General features: G+C 51.0%; 1 protein-coding gene and 2 pseudogenes. 1 reads left to right on the top strand and 2 read right to left on the bottom strand.

Translation table 11 applies throughout. The features are described 5' to 3' along the window. The first annotated feature begins 164 nt into the window (after positions 1–164). Positions 165–731, top strand: coding sequence for a recombinase family protein (locus FDW95_RS18315; protein WP_115258385.1), 567 nt, complete (start codon positions 165–167; stop codon positions 729–731). 177 nt (positions 732–908) lie between these two features. Here FDW95_RS18315 and FDW95_RS18310 read toward each other — a convergent pair. Continuing rightward, positions 909–1,196: pseudogene (locus tag FDW95_RS18310) on the bottom strand (glyceraldehyde-3-phosphate dehydrogenase); the annotation flags it as partial. After that, positions 1,193–1,538, bottom strand: a pseudogene (locus FDW95_RS24010) (mechanosensitive ion channel); the annotation flags it as partial. The pseudogenes FDW95_RS18310 and FDW95_RS24010, both read right to left, overlap by 4 nt.

Genomic DNA, 1,538 nt, shown 5'->3' with positions numbered 1-1,538 from the left:
GTAATGCCTGCATAGGAACCTTTGGTAGAACGCCGATTTAAGCCCTGTTCACCAGGGCTTTTTTACGCCATTAAAGTGTGTTTATTTTTCTCCGTCGCTGGGGTTATTTGAGAAAAAGTCGAATTTGTTAACCTGGTTTTATCTCAACGACAGAGGTAAGACGGATGATTATTGGATATGCACGCGTAAGCTCAAACCACCAGGACACCGAGATGCAGATGATTGCTTTGATGGCGGCTGGCTGTGAGCAAATTTTCGAAGAGAAGGCCAGCGGCCGTAACACCAAACGTCGCATCCTGCGTCAGGTGGTGGGCATGTTGCAACCGGGGGACGAGTTGGTACTGTGGAAGCTGGACCGCATTGGCCGCGATGTACTACATGCTCTGATGACGTTTCACGAACTACATAGCCGTAATGTAAATATTCGCTCGCTTACCGATGGTGTGGACCTCAAAACCGCCAGTGGCCGCTACAACTTCCGCAATATTCTCTCAGCAGCGCAGTATGAATCTGATCTCAACAGCGAGCGCACTCTGGCAGGTCTGGCAGTTGCACGCTCCAAGGGGCGCTATGGTGGTCGCAGGCCGACGTTTACAGACGAACACTGGGACCGCTTTGGTTTGGCGTTAAAGTCAGGTAGGACTCACAGGGAAGTTTCGCGGGAATACGGTGTAGGACTCTCGACACTGTATAAAAAATTTCCAGGTAATAATTCTATTTCTGTTCTGTGATCCACTTCTCGATGGCCGTCTGTTTAAGGCGGCTTAAACACTTTTCAAAATAAGTATCAATATCAAATCACTTAGATAATTCCGTAGCGGCGTTTGTGTGAATGACACTTAAATTTAGAACGCTCCGCGCGATCCAATTTTAGGCGACAAAGTTTCACGATTTATGTGCCGCGCTACACCCACAAACCAGGTACCGTTATCCGTCGCGCCGCCGCCCAGCGCGGTCATGGCTGGGGGAATGAATTGCCCGTCAACCTGCTGGCCTTTTCCATGAAGAAATAAACCAAACACGCCGCCGCCATAGCCCACGGCAGGTTCTGTAATCACCACAGGGATGGGTAAAAAGCCGTACCGGTTTTCTTGCAAATAGCGGCTCATATCCAGCATCCCATCTTCAGGATCGATCAGGCCAACGGTGTGCGCTTGTCCGCAGAAAATCAGCAGCAAAAGGGAGGTTTTTTTCATGGCGCGGTTCCTTCCGGCGGTATGGCAGGCGCGGCATACCAGTTTTCTTTCGGCACCCTCACCGCATCATCGGGTTGCAACACAAAATTCGGCGACATGATCTGTACGCTAAATTCGTTGAACACATCCTGAATATGGCTGTACAACGCGTTGCGCGCCTCAGCCAATGACTGCCCCGGTAATAACCTGACCTGCAATTCATAAGAGACATACCAGTCCATTAACGCCAACTGGCGCACAAGCGGCGGCTGGGATAGATCGATTCCTTTTGCCCGCTTGGCAGCCAGTTCCAGCATGGCATGCACCTGCCGCCAGGGGGTGTCATAACCGATGGTGACACCG

This window comes from Citrobacter sp. wls718, assembly GCF_005280945.1.
GTDB classification, from domain to species: domain Bacteria; phylum Pseudomonadota; class Gammaproteobacteria; order Enterobacterales; family Enterobacteriaceae; genus Citrobacter; species Citrobacter gillenii.
Note: the sequence above shows the minus strand (reverse complement) of the source record. Positions and strands in the feature narration are given on the sequence as shown.

What these genes read in the sequence shown, in the direction of transcription:
- FDW95_RS18315 (WP_115258385.1), top strand. Translation starts at nt 165, where the DNA reads ATGATTATTGGATATGCACGCGTAAGCTCAAACCACCAGGACACCGAG.